Origin of the sequence: Hymenobacter terrenus, from assembly GCF_000972495.1 — a bacterium.
GTDB lineage: Bacteria > Bacteroidota > Bacteroidia > Cytophagales > Hymenobacteraceae > Hymenobacter > Hymenobacter terrenus.
The window spans coordinates 29,737-46,419 of the sequence record NZ_LATM01000025.1; the positions used below are offsets into that span (position 1 = coordinate 29,737).

Annotated in this window: 17 protein-coding genes, 1 pseudogene and 1 riboswitch; of the genes and pseudogenes, 10 read left to right on the forward strand and 8 right to left on the reverse strand. The window is 59.8% G+C overall.

The genetic code is table 11. The annotated features are described in order from the left end of the window. The first annotated feature begins 7 nt into the window (after positions 1–7). Entirely contained in the window at positions 8–2,491 is a 2,484-nt protein-coding gene (locus WX88_RS21130; RefSeq protein ID WP_046246407.1) for a TonB-dependent receptor, read from the forward strand. 153 nt (positions 2,492–2,644) lie between these two features. On the opposite strand, the gene WX88_RS21135 is transcribed toward WX88_RS21130, so the two are convergent. Both WX88_RS21135 and WX88_RS21140 read right to left on the reverse strand, forming a co-directional pair. Then, a complete protein-coding gene (locus tag WX88_RS21135) occupies positions 2,645–3,892 on the reverse strand; it encodes a homoserine dehydrogenase (RefSeq protein ID WP_046246408.1) in 1,248 nt (415 codons plus the stop codon). A 90-nt stretch (positions 3,893–3,982) separates the two neighbouring features. After that, a complete protein-coding gene (locus WX88_RS21140) occupies positions 3,983–5,176 on the reverse strand; it encodes a trans-sulfuration enzyme family protein (protein ID WP_046246409.1) in 1,194 nt (397 codons plus the stop codon). Between the two features lie 158 nt (positions 5,177–5,334). Continuing rightward, positions 5,335–5,451, reverse strand: a riboswitch (SAM riboswitch). A 206-nt stretch (positions 5,452–5,657) separates the two neighbouring features. Between WX88_RS21140 and WX88_RS21145 the strand changes: the two genes are divergently transcribed. The 5 genes and pseudogenes from WX88_RS21145 to WX88_RS30360 form a co-directional block, all read left to right on the forward strand. Then, a complete protein-coding gene (locus WX88_RS21145) occupies positions 5,658–6,893 on the forward strand; it encodes an acyl-CoA dehydrogenase family protein (protein WP_046246410.1) in 1,236 nt (411 codons plus the stop codon). A gap of 66 nt (positions 6,894–6,959) precedes the next feature. Next, complete coding sequence (locus tag WX88_RS21150) at positions 6,960–7,232, forward strand: hypothetical protein (RefSeq protein WP_046246411.1); 273 nt, start codon at positions 6,960–6,962, stop codon at positions 7,230–7,232. A 62-nt stretch (positions 7,233–7,294) separates the two neighbouring features. After that, positions 7,295–7,519: a hypothetical protein gene (locus tag WX88_RS21155; protein WP_046246412.1), complete on the forward strand. Its 225-nt coding sequence runs from the start codon at positions 7,295–7,297 to the stop codon at positions 7,517–7,519. Beyond that, a complete protein-coding gene (locus WX88_RS21160; protein ID WP_046246413.1) occupies positions 7,519–7,869 on the forward strand; it encodes a type II toxin-antitoxin system RelE/ParE family toxin in 351 nt (116 codons plus the stop codon). Before WX88_RS21155 ends, WX88_RS21160 begins: the two co-directional genes overlap by 1 nt. Positions 7,870–7,872: 3 nt before the next feature. Next, positions 7,873–8,025 (forward strand): annotated as a pseudogene (locus WX88_RS30360) (acyl-CoA dehydrogenase family protein); the annotation flags it as partial. Between the two features lie 101 nt (positions 8,026–8,126). Here WX88_RS30360 and WX88_RS21165 read toward each other — a convergent pair. The 3 genes from WX88_RS21165 to WX88_RS21175 all read right to left on the reverse strand — a co-directional run bounded on the left by WX88_RS21165 (position 8,127) and on the right by WX88_RS21175 (position 10,586). Next, a complete protein-coding gene (locus tag WX88_RS21165; protein WP_046246414.1) occupies positions 8,127–8,447 on the reverse strand; it encodes a hypothetical protein in 321 nt (106 codons plus the stop codon). Positions 8,448–8,526: 79 nt separating this feature from the next. Beyond that, positions 8,527–9,522, reverse strand: a complete 996-nt coding sequence (locus WX88_RS21170) for a hypothetical protein (protein WP_046246415.1) — start codon at positions 9,520–9,522, stop codon at positions 8,527–8,529. Positions 9,523–9,641: 119 nt separating this feature from the next. Next, positions 9,642–10,586: a hypothetical protein gene (locus tag WX88_RS21175; RefSeq protein WP_046246416.1), complete on the reverse strand. Its 945-nt coding sequence runs from the start codon at positions 10,584–10,586 to the stop codon at positions 9,642–9,644. Positions 10,587–11,366: 780 nt separating this feature from the next. On the opposite strand from WX88_RS21175, the gene WX88_RS21185 reads away from it, so the two are divergent. The 4 genes from WX88_RS21185 to queG all read left to right on the forward strand — a co-directional run bounded on the left by WX88_RS21185 (position 11,367) and on the right by queG (position 14,374). Then, positions 11,367–11,726: an HIRAN domain-containing protein gene (locus tag WX88_RS21185; RefSeq protein WP_046246418.1), complete on the forward strand. Its 360-nt coding sequence runs from the start codon at positions 11,367–11,369 to the stop codon at positions 11,724–11,726. A 98-nt stretch (positions 11,727–11,824) separates the two neighbouring features. After that, positions 11,825–12,877, forward strand: a complete 1,053-nt coding sequence (gene ruvB, locus WX88_RS21190) for a Holliday junction branch migration DNA helicase RuvB (RefSeq protein ID WP_046246419.1) — start codon at positions 11,825–11,827, stop codon at positions 12,875–12,877. Positions 12,878–12,940: 63 nt separating this feature from the next. Further along, a complete protein-coding gene (locus WX88_RS21195; RefSeq protein ID WP_046246420.1) occupies positions 12,941–13,423 on the forward strand; it encodes a YdeI/OmpD-associated family protein in 483 nt (160 codons plus the stop codon). Between the two features lie 18 nt (positions 13,424–13,441). Further along, positions 13,442–14,374 (forward strand): tRNA epoxyqueuosine(34) reductase QueG, encoded by a 933-nt coding sequence (gene queG / locus WX88_RS21200; protein ID WP_046246421.1) that lies wholly within the window; start codon positions 13,442–13,444, stop codon positions 14,372–14,374. A 68-nt stretch (positions 14,375–14,442) separates the two neighbouring features. On the opposite strand, the gene WX88_RS21205 is transcribed toward queG, so the two are convergent. The 3 genes from WX88_RS21205 to WX88_RS21215 form a co-directional block, all read right to left on the reverse strand. After that, positions 14,443–14,697, reverse strand: coding sequence for a hypothetical protein (locus tag WX88_RS21205; protein ID WP_316932341.1), 255 nt, complete (start codon positions 14,695–14,697; stop codon positions 14,443–14,445). A 159-nt stretch (positions 14,698–14,856) separates the two neighbouring features. Continuing rightward, positions 14,857–15,714, reverse strand: a complete 858-nt coding sequence (locus tag WX88_RS21210) for a ferritin-like domain-containing protein (RefSeq protein WP_052732943.1) — start codon at positions 15,712–15,714, stop codon at positions 14,857–14,859. Beyond that, a complete protein-coding gene (locus WX88_RS21215; protein WP_082116200.1) occupies positions 15,711–16,445 on the reverse strand; it encodes a ferritin-like domain-containing protein in 735 nt (244 codons plus the stop codon). Before WX88_RS21215 ends, WX88_RS21210 begins: the two co-directional genes overlap by 4 nt. Between the last annotated feature and the right edge of the window lie 238 nt (positions 16,446–16,683).

Consider the following 16,683-nt stretch of genomic DNA (forward strand, 5'->3'; position numbering starts at 1 on the left):
TCTTTTTTTGAAAACCACACTCCTCGTGGGGGCGGCGCTGCTGGCGCTGACTGCCCCGCCGGCATGGGCGCAAGGCCCCGTGTCCGGCACCGTTACTGATGCCCGCACGGGCGAGCCGCTTCCAGGCGCCACCATCTTTCTCGACGCCGCGGCTGGCGGCACTACCGATGCCGCTGGTACTTTCTCGTTGCCGGTGGTGCCGGCCGGGGCGCACGAGCTACGCATCACGTTCCTGGGCTACGAGCCGCTGGTGCGCCGGGTGCAGGGGCAGGCCGCCGAGCAGCGGCTCAATGGTAGGCTCCAGCCCGGAGGCGTGCTTACCGGTGAGGCCCTCGTGACAGCCTCCCGCGCTAACGACCGTACGGCCACCGCCTATACCAACCTTGGGCGCCAGGACCTAGCTAAACGCAACTTCGGCCAGGATTTGCCCTATCTACTCGACCAGACGCCTTCGGTGGTAGTAACCTCCGACGCTGGAACGGGCGTGGGCTATACTGATATACGCATTCGGGGGACGAGCAATACGGGCATCAACATGACCATCAACGGCGTGCCTTTGAACGACGCGGAATCGCACGGCTCGTTCCTGGTGAACCTGCCGGATTTGGCCTCTTCTATCAACAATTTGCAGGTGCAGCGCGGCGTAGGTACCAGCCAGAACGGCGGCGCAGCCTTCGGTGCCAGCATCAACATCTCAACCCTCGACGTGCGTCGCGAGGCCTACGCCGAAAGCCAGAACACCTACGGCTCTTTCAACACTTGGAAGAGCAACGTGCAGTTCGGCACGGGGCTGATAAACGGGCACTTCACGGTCGATGGCCGGCTCTCGCGCATTGCCACCGACGGCTACATGAACCGGGCCGCTTCCGATTTGAAGTCGTACTACTTCGCCGCCGGCTACCAGGCCAAAAGCACGCTGCTGAAATTCATCACCTTCTCGGGCCGCGAGAAAACCTACCAGGCCTGGAACGGCGTGCCTGAACCTGCCCTCACCGGCAACCGGGCCCAGCTTCAAACCTACCTCGACAACGGCGAATTATCCGAAGCCGACGCGGCGCGGGTGCTCCGGGAAGGCCGCCGCTACAGCTACTATACTTACGACAACCAAACCGATAACTACCAGCAAAACCACTACCAACTGCACCTCTCGCAGGGCCTGGGCCAGGATTGGAATATTGGGGCCGCGTTGCACCTCACCCGGGGCTTTGGCTACTACGAAAGCTACCGGGCCGGCCAGAAATTCGTGAACTACGGCTTGAATAACGTCATCATTGGCGTGGACACCCTCACCCGTACCGACCTCGTGGACCGCAAATGGCTGGATAACTATTTCTACGGGGGCACTTTTGCCCTCAACTATCAGCCCCGCGAAGGCAAGCTGCAAGCCACCCTCGGCGGCGCGTGGAACCGCTTCGACAACGACCACTACGGCGAAATTATCTGGGCCCAATACGCTTCCAACAGCAGCATTGGTCAGCGCTACTATTTCAACGATGCCACCAAAACCGACTACAACGCCTACGCCCGCGCCACCTGGCAAGTATTACCCACGCTCGGCCTCTATGGCGATGTGCAGGTGCGTCACATCGATTACCGCATCAGCGGCGTGGAAGACGAACAGAACGACGTGACCACCCGCGCCCGCTACACCTTCTTCAACCCCAAAGCCGGCGCGACTTTCGCCCTCGCCGAGGACCAGCAACTGTACGCCAGCTTCGCCGTAGGCCAGCGCGAGCCCGTGCGCGCCGATTTTACAGACCGCCCCGCCGGCGACCAAGCCGCACGCGCTGAGCGCCTCCACGACTTCGAGGGTGGCTACCGCCTCACTCGCGCCAGCCTTAGCTTGCTAGGGCTCAGTACCTCCGTGCGCTTCGAAGTCAACGGCTTCTACATGAACTACCGCAATCAGCTCGTGGCCACCGGCCAGCTCAATAACGTGGGCACTCCGCTGCGGACCAACGTGCCCCGCAGCTACCGCCGGGGTGTGGAACTCACCGGCTTCATTTCGGCCAATGATAAAATCAGCCTCAGCAGTACCTTGACGCTGAGCCAAAACCAGATTCTGGATTACCGCGACGTGGTGTACGACGAGAACTACGAGCCTGTGGTGGCCGCGCCGCGCACCTCCACCATTTCCTATTCACCCTCGGTCGTATCGGCTCACACTCTGGAAGGCCAGCCCGTGAAAGGCCTGCGTCTGGCCCTTCTGCTCAAAACCGTAAGCCGCCAGCACCTCGACAACTCCACCAACGAGAACCGCAGCCTCAAGCCCTACCAGACGCTGGATTTCCGCCTGCGCTACGCCATCCACCCGGTTTTTATGAAGGAAATCGAGCTGGGCCTGCTCGTAAACAACGTGCTCAACCGCGAGTATGTGGCCAACGGATACACCTACAGCTACCTTGGCGCTAGTGGCCGCCAGGAAACATTTAATTGGTTTTTCCCCCAGGCCACCCGGAATTATCTGGTCTCAGTGGGAGTGAAATTCTAACAGCGTCGCATCGTCGGAGAAAGGGGAGCCCTAAAAAAGTGTGAGCCGGGCTCATAAATTAGAAGGCCACATTGCTACGAGCAATGTGGCCTTCTGCCTAAGTATTATGATGAATGTCAAGCTGTTTTTTGCCGTGGAGTGCCATCGGCCGGCCTAGTACGCTGCCACCGCTGCTACTTCGGCCCCCACCGCCACGGCCGCCCGCAGTGGCCCCGGCAGCCGCACCACGCACACACCGGGCGTGTGCAGCCACGTTGCCTGCGCCAGCTGGGCCAGCCCAATGGTGCCCGTCAGGTAATGTCCGTGGGCGCGGGAGCGAAATTGCTCGTGGACCTGCGTAAAATCATCCGCCAAGCCCTCGATTTCGTCTGTGTACGTGACCAGCACATCCAGCTCGGCCGCATCGGGCCGCAGGATTAGCTCCTGGTTTTGATGAAGCTTTTTGTACTCATAGCGGTAGCCGTAAGTGAGGGCCGAAAGGTCGCTGAGCACAGCCGAACCCGTGGGGAAAGCTCCCGCGCCGCGCCCCAGGAAGAACTGCCGATCCGCAAAACCGCTTTGGGTGATGAGGCCGTTGTATTCGTCCTGCACGCGGGCCAGCTCGTGCGTGGGTGGCAGCAGCGTCGGCAGCACGGCAGCAACCAAGCCACCTTCGGGCAAACGGCGGGCTTCGGCCACCAGTTTGAGGGCGTAGCCGTGCTCCCGGGCATAAGTGGTAGCCAGCGGGCTCAGCCGGTCGATGCCGATGGTTAGTAAATTTTCCGGCGCCGTCACCAGCCCGAAAGCATGAGTCAGCAGCACCACCAGCTTATTGCGGGCGTCGAGGCCTTGCACGTCCAGGGCCGGATTACTTTCGGCAAAGCCCAACTCCTGTGCCTTGGCCAGTGCCTCGGCGAAGGACAGTGCATCACGGTCCATGGCCGTCAGGATGTAGTTAGTCGAGCCGTTGATGATGCCTTCTACCGATTCCAGCAAGTCGGTATCGTAATACTCTTCAAGGTTACGGATAACGGGCAGGCTAGCGCAGGCTGCGGCTTCATAGAGCAGTGGGGTGCCAGTGCTGCGCTGTAAGGCAATCAACTCGGGCAGGTGCTCGGCCAGCATTTTTTTATTAGCCGTCACCACAGCTTTGCCCAGTTGCAGGGCTTCCTTCACAATGGTGTAAGCCTCGTCCGCATCGTCAATCAACTCCACGATAACGTTTATCGTGGGGTCATTTAACAGCTCGTGGCGGTCGAAGGTGAATAATTCCGTCGGCAGGGAGCGGGCCTTATTCCGGTCCTTCACCCCGATGCGGCCGATGCGGGCGCGCAGGCCGGGCGAACGTTCCAGCACGGTGTACAGGCCCTGTCCCACGCAGCCGAAGCCGAATAAGCCGATGGAAATATTAGTGCGGGTCATAACTCAGAAAGACGGGTGTGTTATAGCTCAGAAAGACCGGGTGTCGCCCAGAAAAAAGGTTTTATAGCTCAGAAAGACAGAAATCAGGAATTAAGCTTCTACTTGTTCGCGCGTTTCCTCGCGCGCCTCTGCTCCAATGCGAACCAGGGCCAGGGCCTGGGCCAGGTCCTGAATCAGGTCTTCGGCATCTTCCAGGCCCACCGACAGGCGAACCAAGCCATCGGCTACGCCGGCGGCGCGGCGCTGGTCGGCCGGAGTCGATTTGTGGGTCATCGTGGCGGGGTGGCAGAGCAGGCTTTTTGGCCCGCCCAGGCTCTCGGCCAGCTTGAAGAGGCGCGTAGAAGTGACGAAGCGGGTGGCCGCTTCCACCGAATCGTCGGCCAGGGCGATGGACACAATGCCCCCGAAGCCGCCCGGCTGCTGGCGCTTGGCCACCTCATGGTTGGGGTGGTCTTCGAGGCCGGGATAAAATACGCGGCTGATTTCGGGCTGGGCCTGCAGGAACTTGGCCACGGCCAGCCCCGAGCTACAGTGCTGCTTCACCCGCAGGGTCAAGGTCTCGATTCCCCGGATAACCAGAAAGGAATCGAAGGGCCCCAGAATGCCGCCCGAAGCGTTTTGGATAAATTTGAGTTGCGCCGCCAGTTCGGCGTTGCCCGCTACCACCACTCCAGCGATGAGGTCGGAATGGCCGCCCAGGTACTTTGTTGCCGAGTGCACCACGATGTCGGCACCCAGTTCCAGTGGCCGCTGCAACACCGGCGAGGCGAAGGTATTGTCGACACACAGCAGGATGTTATTCTCCTTGGCAATGGCCGCGATGGCGGAAATGTCCGACACTTTCAGCGTGGGGTTCGACGGTGTTTCGAGCCAGATCAGCTTGGTGCGCTCGGTAAGGGCCGCTTTCACATTGGCTGCGTCGGTGGTGTCGCAATACACGATGTCGATGCCCAAACGGCGATACACGTGCTCAAATAGCCGGAAGGCTCCACCGTAAATGTCATCGATAGCTACAATCTGGTCGCCAGCCGACAGCAGTTTCACTACCCCGTCAATTGCCGCCAAGCCGCTGGCAAAGGCAAAGCCGGCGTGCCCACTTTCCAGGTTGGCCACCAGGTCTTCCAGTGCCTTACGGGTTGGGTTGCCGGAGCGGGCGTAGTCGTAGCCGAGGTTCACCCCCGGCGACTCCTGGACGAAAGTCGACGTTTGATAAATCGGCACAGCAATGGCGCCGGTTTGTGGGTCGGAAGGGATGGCGTGGAGGAGGCGGGTGCTGAATTGCATGACGGTGGCGGTATTGGCGTTTAAGATTATTAGAGGAAACGCCCCCTTTCACACCGCGGCACCTTTCAAGAGTCAAGTTCGCTCACCGAAAGGGCATAAAAAAAGCCCTTCCGACAAGTCAGAAGAGCAGCATCGTTTTCAACCGATGTATCTCTTTCAACTTATCTTCTCCGAATCCGACTTGCATCGTCTTCGAACAGGATTTAGCACCTGGTAGTAAACCACTGGTTGCTAAGGCATCGTAGGGCCTGTCCCTCCGCCTTTCTTGATAAGGTGCCCCAGGTGTGACCCAGGAGCGGCACAAAAGTACAACCGAAAAATAATCTTGCAAGAGATGATGAAAAAAAATTGAAAAAAATAAAAAGGTCTCCTTCCGTTGTTATTGGCACGAGTGGAGCCCACCCCCAAGGACTTGGCTGCAAGCAGAGGTGCCCGCGCCGCGTATCTTTACTTCCGAAACTCCCACCCCCAACCCCCGCCCATGTCTTCCAACGCCGACGTTCTCTCGCCCGAATCCAAAGCCCATACTGCCCAGAAAGGCAGCACCAACGCCAACGGCTTTACCGACTATTTTGACCTCGACGGGCTACTTACTGAAGAGCACTTGCTCATCCGCCAGTCCATCCGAAACTTCGTGAAGAAGGAAATCAGCCCGAACATCGAGAAGTGGGCGCAGGATGCGCACTTCCCGTCGGAAATCGTGAAGAAGTTTGGTGATGTGGGCGCGTTTGGTCCTACCGTGCCGCAGGAGTACGGCGGCGGCGGTCTCGATTATATCAGCTACGGCCTCATTATGCAGGAAATCGAGCGCGGCGACTCGGGCATGCGCTCCACTGCTTCGGTGCAGGGCTCGCTGGTGATGTTTCCCATCTACCAGTATGGTTCGGAGGAGCAGCGCCGCAAGTTTCTGCCCAAGCTGGCCAGCGGCGAGTGGCTGGGCTGCTTCGGCCTCACCGAGCCCGACCACGGTTCGAACCCCGGCGGCATGACCACCAAAATTGAGGACAAGGGCGACCATTACCTGCTGAACGGCGCCAAGCTCTGGATTTCGAACTCGCCCGAGTGCCAGGTGGCCGTGGTATGGGCCAAAAACGAGCAGGGCCGCATCAAGGGCGTCATCGTGGAGCGCGGCATGGAAGGCTTCAGCACGCCCGAAATTCACAACAAGTGGAGCCTGCGCGCCAGCACCACCGGCGAGCTAGTGTTTGAGGACGTAAAAATCCCCAAGGAGAACATCCTGCCCAACATCGAAGGCCTGCGCGGCCCGTTGTCCTGCCTCGATTCGGCCCGCTTCGGCATCGCCTGGGGCGCCATCGGCGCGGCCATCGACTGCTACGAGTCGGCCCTGAAGTACAGCCTCGAACGCGAACAGTTCGGCAAGCCCATTGCCAGCTTCCAGCTTCAGCAGAAGAAGCTGGCCGAGATGATTACCGAAATCACCAAAGCCCAGCTTCTGGCCTGGCGCCTGGGCGTGCTCAAAAACGAAGGCAAAGCCACCAGCGCCCAAATCAGCATGGCCAAGCGCAACTCCGTGGAAATGGCCCTGCACGTAGCCCGCGAAGCCCGCCAAATCCACGGCGGCATGGGCATCACGGGCGAGTACCCCATCATGCGCCACATGATGAACCTCGAATCGGTGATTACCTACGAGGGCACCCACGACATTCACTTGCTCATCACAGGGGCCGACATTACGGGCATTCAGGCGTTTAAATAAGGCATAGTCACTGCTTGGTAAAAAGAGCGGCCCCACTAGCGGCCGCTCTTTTTGTTATATTTGATAATGGACAAAGCACTAGCTCGCCAGATTACAGTAAGCCTTTGGCTCGTCTATTGTGTCGGCTCGCTAATGTGGTTCCTGCATCTGCCCAAAAGTGGGGGATGCGACGGTGGCTTGTGCATTCTTGGGCCCTTTATGCTGGTGTGCTCCTGGGGCGCCGTCGGCGTTGGGCTGCTGGTGGTGTATAATTTGATGACCAGCGCGACCTTTCGGCGGGGCTTCCCTGTTCTTCTGTTATTGGCGCTGCTTTACTGGTTGTTGACTGGCGTTTTTTAACCCATGCTCAATAAGCCAGAGCCTATCACATCTCCGTTGTTAATCAGCGAAAACCTAACTGTATGTCCGCCCCCGATTCCCTGCACTACCTCACCGACGCCAGCGGCAAGCCCGAAGCCGTAGTATTGCCCATTGCCGACTGGCTGGCCTTGAAAGACTACTACCGCCAGCTGCAAGGCCGCGAGCTGGTGCTGAGCGGCATGCGCGAAGCCCTGCGAGAGGTACCCGAAATCCTGGCCAGCCGCCAGCCCGAAATCACTCTGGCCGACTTTCTGGCCGGGTCCTGATGCCGCCCGTCATCATTATCACTACGGCCAACTTCCGCCGCGAGGCCAAGCCGCTGCTGAAAAAGTACCGCTCCCTAAAGCCCGAGTTAACCCGCCTGGTCGGCGTGTTAGAAGCAGACGCTGCTCACGGCGAGCCGCTGGGCCAGGACTGCTACAAAATCCGCCTGGCTATTGCCAGCAAGAGCCGGGGCAAAAGCGGCGGTGCCCGCATCATCACCTACCGCCGCGTGGTAGACGGGGCCACCCAAACTGTCAAACTGTTCCTGCTTTCCATTTACGACAAGTCCCAAACTGCCTCCATCGGCAAGGAGGAAATTGCCCGGCTGCTCCAGGAAATTACCCCCGAGTAAACCCGCCAGATTCACGGTGGCATGGGCATCACGGGCGAGTACCCCATCATGCGCCACATGATGAACCTGGAGTCGGTGATTACCTACGAAGGCACCCACGACATCCACCTGCTCATCACGGGGGCCGACATTACCGGTATTCAGGCGTTCAAGTAGCACATGCTTTAGCACATGCCACATGCTTTGGTTTGTGCCGCGTAGCAACGAAAAACGGCCGCCCCAACAATGAGTCGGACGTTTCGCCTTTCGGGGACAGGCTACATTCTTTCCAGCAAGTAAGTCTCAATAACAGAATTAGCATTGTAGGACGTGCTGGTCATCTGCGTCACCCGCCAGCCTTCGTGCCGTAGCTCTGTCAGCTTTATCATGGCCTTCACTCTGGCCTGGGAAAGATTTGTTTCCTTCACCTTTATTTCTGTAGCCAGTCCATTGTCGGGAATCAAGTTAATCTCACCTCTGCCCACAGTATTTATGAAAACGAGTTGCATATAAGTGCCAGAAGGTCCTTGCTTCGGATAGAACGCCCACGAGCCGGCCACAGCCAGCGCCAATGCAGCAGAGAGGAACACTTTTTTCATAAGAGAAGAGAAGAAATAATAAGGAGATAAGCGCCGCAACCTACGGCAGTTGTGTCTCACACCCGCCTGGGTTCTGCCGCTACACCAGCGCGGCCAAGCGGCGGGCGTCGGCTTTGGCGGCCTGGTAAGCGGGCTCCTCGCCAAAATAGTCGTCGAAGAGTAGCCCGAAGGCTTCGACCTGCGTGCATACCCAATGAAGCATGTTGTGCTGCTGGTCGGGGTCGAGCCAGGGGGCGGTCAGGTCGTCGGGTACGGGGTTGAGCCGGGCCATGAGGGTCAGTTGCAAATCGGCCACAAACAGCAGGGCCAGCACTTGTAAACTCAGGTAGAGGCGGATAACGTCGGACCCATCCAGCGCGAATTCGGTTGCCGGGGCAGCGTTTCGGAAGCGCTGAGCCAGGGCCACCAGCTCGGCCGGCGTGCCGAGGCCCGCCACCGTGGGCAGGGCCTCGGCCAGCGGGTGCTTCACCCCATACAAAGCCGCGTGGGTGAGGTAGAGCGCGAAGCTGAATAAATGGCACTCGTTCGGATTCGGCTGCATGGTGAGCCACTCCTCGGCCGGGGTAGGGGCCTCGGCTGGGGCGGGCTCCGGCTGCGACACCAGCGCGGGCAAGCAGGCCTCCAACCCGTATTTCTCCTGCGCAAACAGGGCGCGCAGCGCCTCGCTGACCTCGGCGGTGGGGGTGGGCACCTGCTCAGCCAGCAGCGGCAGAATGATTTCGCTCAGCACCTCCATAACCCTGAGCAACAGGCCCTCTCTGCCTGGCACGCGGGCCCGGATGGCTTCTCCCAATGGACTGTCGTAGGCCAGCACGCCCACCAGAACGTAATAGTAGAACGCCGCCGGCTCGTGCTGAAGCGCGTGGTCATAGTCCGCCGGGTCGTGCAGGTTCGTCAGCCGCATCATGTCGTCCTGCCTAAGCCCGGTCAGGCGCGTCACGGCCTGCGGCAGGGCATCGCCGGGCAGGGCAAAGAGCTGCTGAACGGCCAGTTTCGGCAGCAGCAGCACCGGCCCGAGAATCGCCGGGAGGCTGAGTGATTGGTCGGGGGCACCGTCGGTAGAAGGCTCAAGCATGGCAGGGAGCAGGCCTGGTAGCCTGCGCCGGCAAGGTAAGGCCCGTGCGCCCAGGTCGCCAAAAAAGGCAGGCCGCCCCGTGGGGCAGCCTGCCTTATCATGGGCCGCCGCGCCGCAGCCTACCCCCGCACGCGCCAGCCGCCGGCGGCCAGTTGGCTGGTTTGCATCACCAGCAGGAAGGGTGCGGTGGCGGCGTCGCCGAGGCTGGAATAGTCGCTCAGGGTTACTTTTTTGCCGTTCTTCACCAGCACGCCCTGGCCGGGCAGGGGGCGGCTGGTAGCAGTGGCGCCCAGGTAAAACACCACCTCGTGCCCCCGGCCGCCGGTGTTGTAGAGGGTGGGCGTGGGCACGCTTTCTTCCAGGATGTTGAAGGCCAGCTGGGGCACGTCGTAGGGCGTGAGGCCCTTGGCCTGGAAGCGGTGCCCGGTGGGCGTTTTGGGCAGTCGGCGCAGGGCTTCGTACTGGGTCACGAGTTCGGCCTGGGTGAAGCGCTGGGCTTGCACCAGCTGGTCGAGCCGCGTGAGCTGGGCGTCCACGGCGGCGAAGAGGGGAATCAGGCTGTCGGTGGCCGTCTTGGAGCTGGCCTGCATCAGGGCGGCCTCGCCGCTGGTGGCGGTCAGGCTCAATAGGTCGGCTTGCAGGGTGTCTCGCACGGCGGGCTGATACCCGGCATCTTCCAACTCCTGCTTGCTGAAGGCATCAATGCCGTCGACAATGGCCTGGCAATAAGTGCCAAACGCCGCATCCTGGCCACGCAGGTAGCTGCTCACGGGCTTGGCCAGGGCGGCGGTTACCTTGCTGTCCGTTGTGAGCACCAGCGTCAGGCCGCGCAGTACTTCGGCCTTTTCGGCAGCTTCGATTTTCACGGCTGTCCGGGTGCGCGTCACGCCGGTGGTGGGGGCTATCTGCCGGGCCGCCTGCACATCGAGTTCGGCCACGTCCTCCGTCACCTGCCCCACAATGCGCGCCAGTAACTTAATGCCCAGCAGCGGCGCCCCCGCATGGCCAAACCAAGTCAGGACATTGCCATACATTTTGCGGTGGTTTTTTTGGTCTTGAATCATGGAAACAGAAAAAAGCGGTAGTTCCTGAACATTCAGGGGACGTTACTGCCTGAAATGTAGAAAAATAAATGGTAATAACGTCCTCCGGTCAACCAGTCATTGGCCGTGGGGCATTCATCACTGCTGTTCGCCGCCAATCCCGCAGCCCCAAGCCCTTGCCCAGCCGGTCGCAGGGCGCCTCCCGACGCCTCAAATGGGCCGCCAGCCCCGGCAAGCGCCCTCCCCGCGTCCCCAAATGCCCGGTTCAGAGCAATAAGAAGCCTCCCCGCAGCCCCAAGCATTCCCCTCGTACCAGCAAATCCCCTCCTCGCCCTGGCAAATCCCCTCCTCGCCCTGGCAAATGCCCGGCTCGCGCCCCCAAATGCCCCGCTCGCGGTCCTAAGTCACCACATGTCGCTGGAAAAGGCCTTTTCTAAGGTTGAGCCCGGCCCAAAACCCCTCGCCGACGGCAGCCAAGGCAAAAGCGGCGGTAGCAAAGCTGATAATAGCCCGGCATCGGGCAGAAGTAAGGCTGAAATACGACCTTGCTAAATGGAGTACCGAAGCAGAATGCTTTCCACCAGCAGGCTAGTGCGGTTTCGGAGTCCGCGCTACGGCTCGCGGTACACTCATGCCGAAATTGCTCTAAAATAGACCACGCAAAAGCCGTACATGATGATTCAAAAGGGCGGCGGCTCTGGGAGCATATACCAATCCCAATAGCAAAACGCCGGGGCAGAAGCGCTGCTGTCGAAGCATGATGCGGTGGCATAAACCGCTTGGGCGCCGTAATTTGCTCTAATGAAGATTTCCGCCGCCACTGCCTCAACCGCTCCCGAACCCCTCGTGCTGCTCGAATGCCTCGTGGCCGGGACCTCGCACCGCCCCAATCTCGAAAAATACGAGCCCGAGCTGAAGGTCGGCCAAGCCCTGCTGCTCACCCGCGAAGCCGACAGTCATTACGACGATTGGGCCGTGCAGGTGCACACCGCCCCCGCCACCGACCCCGCCAACGTCTGGCTCGGCTACCTGCCCGAAGGCCGCAACGAAACCGTCGCTCGCTTGCTCGACGCCGGCAAACACCTCTCTGCCCGCCTCAACCACAAGTCCTGGGAAACCGACTGGCTGCACCTCGACATCGAAGTGCTGTTGCACGAATAGAAAGCTGTTTTTTAATCTGGTGAAGGAGCTTTTTTGCCGGTGCTGCGGTTTCTCATCCGGTTAGCAAGCAGCGACCAATAATTTTAGTAAGTATCCTTATGCGCGAAGCCTATCTCACCGGCGGCACCGACAATTTCGACGCCACCGATAAGGACATCGACAAGGCCCTCCGGCCGCTCTCTTTCGACGACTTCACGGGCCAGGAAAAGATTCTGGAAAACCTGAAAGTCTTCGTCGCCGCCGCCAAGCAGCGCGGCGATGCCCTCGACCACGTGTTGCTGCACGGCCCTCCCGGCCTGGGCAAAACCACCCTCTCGCACATCATCGCCAACGAGCTGGGCGCGGGCATCAAGATGACCTCCGGCCCGGTGCTCGATAAGCCGAGCGACCTCGCCGGCCTCCTCACCAATCTGGAGCCGCATGACGTCCTCTTCATCGACGAAATTCACCGCCTCAACCCCGTGGTGGAAGAATACCTCTACTCGGCCATGGAGGACTACCGCATCGACATCATGCTCGATTCGGGCCCCAATGCCCGCTCGGTGCAGATTTCGCTGTCGCCTTTCACCCTCGTGGGGGCCACCACCCGCTCCGGCATGCTCACGGCGCCGTTGCGAGCCCGTTTCGGCATCTCCGCCCGCCTCGAATACTACGACTCGAAGCTGCTGACCACCATCGTGCAGCGCTCGGCCGAGATTTTGGGCACGCCCATTCACGAGGATGCGGCGTTTGAAATTGCCCGCCGCTCGCGCGGCACCCCGCGCATTGCCAACAACTTGCTGCGCCGCACCCGCGACTTCGCCCAAATCAAGGGCGACGGCACCATCACGGTTGAAATCGCGCAGTTTGCCCTCAATGCCCTCGACGTAGACGCTCGTGGCCTCGACGACATGGACAAGCGCATCCTCACCACCATCATCGACAAGTTTAAGGGTGGTCCCGTGGGCATCAGCACCATTGCCACCGCGGTGGGGGAGGAAGGCGAAACCATCGAGGAAGTGTACGAGCCCTTCCTCATCCAGGAAGGCTACATCAAGCGCACCTCACGCGGCCGCGAGGCCACCGAAGCCGCTTACCAGCACCTGGGCCGCCTGCTGCCCCAGCACCTGCGCGGCAACAGCGGCGACTTGTTCGCTGAGATTACGTCGTAAAATGCTGTTTGCCCTGAAACGCACCGCCATCGGCGGTGCGTTTTTGCATGATACCTCCCGTCTATGGACACCTTTACCGCTGTACTTGAGCTGATTGGTATAAATCCTTTCGTGCAGGTGCCCGATGACATACTCGCTAACGTGTTTGTCCAGGCTGGCCGTAGCAAAGGGCCGATACGAGTGCACGGAACCGTTAATGACCAGCCCTACCAGCAAACCCTGGTGCGCTACGCCGGCAAATGGCGCCTATACATCAACCTGATGATGCTCACCAATTCGCCCCGGCGAATTGGTGAGGTGCTGACCATCACGCTCGGCTACAATGCAGCGGCCCCGCCGGTACTGACATGTCCGGCCTTCGAAAAGGCGCTGGCCGAAACCCCCGAAGCCCGTCAGGTGTTTGACCGCCTGTCGCCCTCGCGGCAACACGAACTGTTACGCCATCTGATAAACCTGAAAACGGAAGATGGCCTGGCCCGCAACCTTGAGCGCGCCATTGGATTTCTGCTGGGCAAGAATCGATTTCTTGGCCGCAACGCGCCCTAAATTTAGCTACACTGATTTATGCTGTCGCCTGCCGAATGGGCCCCTTTCATCAAGCGCCGCGCCGCTGAGTTGGGCTTCATGGCCTGCGGCATTTCCAAAGCTGAGTTTTTGGAAGAAGAAGCCCCGCGCCTCGAAACCTGGCTTACCCGCCGTATGAATGGCCGCATGGGCTATATGGAAAACCACTTCGACAAGCGCCTCGACCCGCGCCTGCTCGTGGATGGTGCCAAATCCGTGATTTCGCTGCTGCTGAATTACTACCCCGCGCCCGAAGACCAGCAACCCGACGACACGCTCAAAGTCAGCAAATACGCCTACGGTCGCGACTACCACTTCGTCATCAAGGACAAGCTTAAGACGCTGCTAGCCGACATGGAAGCCGAGATTGGCCAGATTGGCGGGCGCTGTTTCGTCGACTCCGCGCCGGTGCTCGACAAGGCCTGGGCCAAGAAATCCGGCCTCGGCTGGGTGGGCAAGAACTCTAATCTCATCACGCCCGGCACGGGTTCGTTCTACTTCATCGCCGAGCTGATTGTGGACGTGGAGCTGCCCGCCGACGGGCCCATTCGGGACTACTGCGGCACCTGCACCAAGTGCGTGGACGCCTGCCCGACCCAAGCCATCACCGAGCCCTACGTCGTGGACGGCAGCAAGTGCATCAGCTACTTCACCATCGAACTCAAGGACCAGATTCCAACCGAGGTAGCCGGGCAGTTTGGCAACTGGGTATTCGGCTGCGATATCTGCCAGGATGTGTGCCCCTGGAACCGTTTCTCGAAGCCGCACAACGAGCCACAGTTCCAGGCGCACCCCAGCCTAAAAGACCTGACGCCCGGCGACTGGCGCGAAATCACCCACGAATTATTCACGGAGCTATTCCGCCAATCGGCCGTGAAGCGCACCGGCTACGAGGGCCTGAAGCGCAACATCAAGTTTGTAACCGAAGAATAGTTGCTGATTACCGGCTATTCGTCTCAACGACCAGTCACACAATGGTACCAGCAACCCACATCCAGCAATTAGCTGCCCGCTAACTCAAGGCTGCCGAAGACCCGTTTCAACACCCGACGATAAATACGGGCGAACTGCTGGTAGCACCAAGCGCGGAAATCCGGCACTTCGGTCGGCAGCAGCATTTTGAGCGCTTTGCGGAGTTCTTTTTCGAACAAAGCCTTGTTGAAGCTGACTTTCGTCAGTATCAGTTTCACGTAGTCTAACATTGGAGGGTGGGAGTAGGACAGTGAAAGAACCGGTGTGGTGGCAACGTGACTCATGGAGGAGCTTGATTACCAAAGTGGTAGAAAGATACAACAATTAGGCGGGGCTTCGCAAGAGGAAATGGCCATTGCAAGCTGCCTGGGTGCCCCCATACGCAAAAAGAGCAGCCAAGGCTGCTCTTTTTCGAAAAAAGTCAGAAAAAATTCTGTTGCCGCTTACACAAAGAGGTTTAGTGCAGCCTGAGCTACGGTGGTAGTCAAGGGTTCATCGAATGCTTCGGAGAGAGCAGAGTCGCGAACAGCGGTATTATCGCGGATGAGCAGGAAGTTGGCGAATGGAATCGGCATTCCGGCTTTGAGGTTTTGAATTGGGTTTTCTTCGCCGCCAGTAGCAGCCGTGGTAAGCACCTGGGCTGCCGCTGGGCGCACAATAGCAGCATCGGTATCGCTGGGCCAGTTCTTAACCGCGACACCCCGCCCGCGGCGCAGGCTGCGCACATGGGCCGAGTGCTGAGCTTCAACCGCGTGAATGCGTAGCACGGCCTTCAAGAGCTGAGAATCATTGGTGATGTTGAAGGCTTGCGTTTTGTACAGCCGCACCCCAAGGTCCTCAAGTTGCTGGGCCAGGGCGAGAAAATCGTCGAAATTGCTCAGCACATTCGGAAAAAGCACCGGATTGGTCACCACCCCACGCCGGCCACTGAAATCGAAGGCTGGCTCGGTGGGTACAATAGCGCCAGCCGCTTGCAAGGCCTCCGTGAGAAACGCAACGTGCTGGTCCTGATGCAACCGAAGCCGCTGAAAGTCGGCCAGCTGCGTAAGTGGAATGAGGCCGGGTGCCGCTAGCGCCCGGGTATAAAGCGCCCGCTGCAAGCGTTCGAGTAGCAGCAGTTGCGTCACGGCATCATACGAGGTGTCTTTGGTGTCGGCGGCGGCGGGCAGACTTGCCCCCAGGCCCAGCGGCAACGCCGCCAGAGCAGCACTGCCGACCTGCCGCAGCACTGCCCGGCGCGGCGCCGCGCTCTGGTCTGCCGGAGCTGCCGCCAAGTGGTCGAGAAGGGAAATCAGCTTCATATGGGAGTGGCCAGATTGGCGGCGGAAATAACGAAGGGAGCGAAGAAGGGAGCCAGCGCGGCCAGTACTTCGGTGGGGGTTTTGGTGCGGAGCTGGCCTGCCAGCGTACCGGTGCTTTCTACTATGTCGTTGTTAGCAAACGAACCGGGAACCAGCAAGTCGTGCACTGTTGCTGCGTGGCGGGCGTGTACCGTCGACATCTTCAGCAGCAGGGTGCGCTGCTGCGGGTTGGAGCTGGTGACCAGCTGCAGCAGCGCCGGATAGGCTGCTGCCACCAAGTCTTCGAGCTGTTGGGCAGCGGCCAGTACGCCCGCTCGGGTGGTGAGCGTGAACGACGTCAGCTTAAAAGCAAAGTCGGTGGGCAAAAGTGCGTTTGCCCCGGTGGGGTCGATGGCGTACTTGAGCATTTCCCGGTACACGATTTCGTGGTCGCGGAGGTCCGCAAAAATAGCCCGCTCGGCTGGGGTCAGGTCAGTGGGCGGGGCATCCACTACCTTCTGATAAGTAGTGGCCTGCGCTATCGCCAGCAGATAGGCGTAGTAAAGCAAGCCCGGGTCACCGGAAGGCAACGTTAATTGGAAAGGGTCCGGGGCTACGGGCTCGGGAGTCGAGCTGGAGCAACCAGCCGCCACCAAGGCTACTGAGGCAGCTGAAGCCGCCGAAACCCGCAAAAACAAGCGTCGCCCCAGCGACTGCTCCCGCCAGGCGGGCAAATATGAGTGGTCAGACATTTGTTAGTTATTCAAGCCAGCCCGCTAGCCCGAAACGCCGGGCTCCAGCCATTACAAAGGTACTCGCTACCCATCCATTGGTTGCAAAGCCCTAAAAAACCGCGTTCTGCGAGAGCGCCACGTTGAGCACAGCGAAGCATCTCTAGCACCAGCGTAAATTATTGCTGCTACGATAAAAGTGCTTCGCTGTGCTTGATGCGATACTTTGACTTTGAGGATGCTATCAAGCTTAGTGCTT

Bases quoted from the DNA above. Each gene is read 5' to 3' on its own strand.
- WX88_RS21210 (WP_052732943.1), bottom strand. From the start codon at position 15,714: ATGAAGCTGATTTCCCTTCTCGACCACTTGGCGGCAGCTCCGGCAGAC.
- WX88_RS21155 (WP_046246412.1), top strand. From the start codon at position 7,295: ATGTCCGCCCCCGATTCCCTGCACTACCTCACCGACGCCAGCGGCAAG.
- WX88_RS21165 (WP_046246414.1), bottom strand. From the start codon at position 8,447: ATGAAAAAAGTGTTCCTCTCTGCTGCATTGGCGCTGGCTGTGGCCGGC.
- WX88_RS21215 (WP_082116200.1), bottom strand. From the start codon at position 16,445: ATGTCTGACCACTCATATTTGCCCGCCTGGCGGGAGCAGTCGCTGGGG.
- queG (WP_046246421.1), top strand. From the start codon at position 13,442: ATGCTGTCGCCTGCCGAATGGGCCCCTTTCATCAAGCGCCGCGCCGCT.
- WX88_RS21205 (WP_316932341.1), bottom strand. From the start codon at position 14,697: ATGAGTCACGTTGCCACCACACCGGTTCTTTCACTGTCCTACTCCCAC.
- WX88_RS21175 (WP_046246416.1), bottom strand. From the start codon at position 10,586: ATGATTCAAGACCAAAAAAACCACCGCAAAATGTATGGCAATGTCCTG.
- WX88_RS21185 (WP_046246418.1), top strand. From the start codon at position 11,367: ATGAAGATTTCCGCCGCCACTGCCTCAACCGCTCCCGAACCCCTCGTG.
- WX88_RS21160 (WP_046246413.1), top strand. From the start codon at position 7,519: ATGCCGCCCGTCATCATTATCACTACGGCCAACTTCCGCCGCGAGGCC.
- ruvB (WP_046246419.1), top strand. From the start codon at position 11,825: ATGCGCGAAGCCTATCTCACCGGCGGCACCGACAATTTCGACGCCACC.
- WX88_RS21140 (WP_046246409.1), bottom strand. From the start codon at position 5,176: ATGCAATTCAGCACCCGCCTCCTCCACGCCATCCCTTCCGACCCACAA.
- WX88_RS21145 (WP_046246410.1), top strand. From the start codon at position 5,658: ATGTCTTCCAACGCCGACGTTCTCTCGCCCGAATCCAAAGCCCATACT.
- WX88_RS21195 (WP_046246420.1), top strand. From the start codon at position 12,941: ATGGACACCTTTACCGCTGTACTTGAGCTGATTGGTATAAATCCTTTC.
- WX88_RS21150 (WP_046246411.1), top strand. From the start codon at position 6,960: ATGGACAAAGCACTAGCTCGCCAGATTACAGTAAGCCTTTGGCTCGTC.
- WX88_RS21135 (WP_046246408.1), bottom strand. From the start codon at position 3,892: ATGACCCGCACTAATATTTCCATCGGCTTATTCGGCTTCGGCTGCGTG.
- WX88_RS21170 (WP_046246415.1), bottom strand. From the start codon at position 9,522: ATGCTTGAGCCTTCTACCGACGGTGCCCCCGACCAATCACTCAGCCTC.